1 protein-coding gene is annotated in these 1,338 nt (G+C 69.4%); it reads right to left on the reverse strand.

Going from position 1 to position 1,338, the window contains the following annotated elements:
* Window positions 1–66: 66 nt before the first annotated feature.
* A complete protein-coding gene (locus AB0A97_RS41645; RefSeq protein ID WP_361161319.1) occupies window positions 67–1,284 on the reverse strand; it encodes an IS110 family transposase in 1,218 nt (405 codons plus the stop codon).
* Window positions 1,285–1,338 lie beyond the last annotated feature (54 nt).

Raw genomic sequence — 1,338 nt, forward strand, 5'->3', positions numbered from 1 at the left:
GGGGGTGCCTCTATGTCTTCCGTCAAGGCGCCCGGGTTCAGTTTGGGGTGGTTTGACTGGCGGAGGTCAGGCGGCGAGCTGGACGTCTGTGGGGACGCGGGGTTCGTAGAAGGTGCCGTCGCGGAGCATCGCGAACAGGACGCTGATGCGCTGGCGGGCCAGGCGCAGGAGGGCCTGGGTGTGGGTCTTGCCGCGGGCTCGCTGGCGGTCGTAGTAGGTGCGGGAGGCCGGGTCGGCGTTTATGCAGGCGAAGGCGGACAGGAACATCGCCCGTTTGAGCTGCCGGTTGCCGCCTCTGGGCGCGTGTTCGCCGTGGATCGAGGTCCCGGATGACTTCGTGGCCGGGGCGAGGCCGGCGTAGGAGGCCAGGTGGGCGGCGGTGGGGAAGCTGGTGCCGTCGCCCACGGTCACCAGCAGGACGGCGGCGGTCCTGACGCCGACGCCGGGCATCGACGTCAGGACCGGGGAAAGAGGGTGGGCGTCCAGCAGGGTGTTGATCTGCGTTTCCAGAGTCCGGCGCTGGGTGTGGACGGCGGCGAGCGAGGCGGCCAGGGAAGGCACGACGATGTCGAGGGTGCCGGTGCCGGGAACGACGACGGTCTGTTCATCGAGAGCGTCGAAGACCTCGTCGATCAGCCGCTGGGCCATGCGCGGTGCCTTGGGTCGGATCAGTTCGACGAGTCTGCGGCGGCCGGCTTTGCGCAGTGCGGCCGGGGAGCCGTGACGCTCCAGGAGCCAGGTGACGGCCTGGTGGTCGAGGCGGGGGCCCAGGACACGCTCCAGCGAGGGGTGGAATTGGGTGAGGAGGCCGCGTATCCGGTTGCTGGTGCGGGTGGCCTCGGCGGCGAGATCCTGGTCGAAGCCGACCAGGACGGTCAGTTCGGCGGTGATCTCGTCGGTGAGTTGGAGCGAGCGCAGGGTGTGCGGCATGGTGCGCGCGGCGTCCGCGATCACTGCGGCGTCCTTCGCGTCGGTTTTGGCCTCGCCCGGGTAGAGATCAGCGATCCGCCGCATCGCGAGTCCGGGCAGGTAGGCGACCATGCAGCCCGTATCCCGGGCGACCGTCAAGGGCAGGACGCCGATCGAGGCGGGCTGGTCCACGATCACCGGGACGGTGCCGAATTTCGCGGTCAGCTTGTCGGAGACGGCCCGCAGTTTCGGTTCGCTGTTGGGCAGCGGCTTGTCGAAGACCTTCTTGCCGGCTGGGGTGAGCCCGTGGCCGTGGTGAGCAGTTTTGCCGACGTCCAGGCCGAGGAACACGCCGACGTCGCCGGTGTCGAACATCGTGCTGCAACTCCTTCGGTGCGGCTGGCCTGGCGCCGGTGTCGTACTCGCGCA

The sequence above is a fragment of the Streptomyces sp. NPDC045470 genome, assembly GCF_040646595.1.
In the GTDB taxonomy this organism is placed as follows: domain Bacteria; phylum Actinomycetota; class Actinomycetes; order Streptomycetales; family Streptomycetaceae; genus Streptomyces.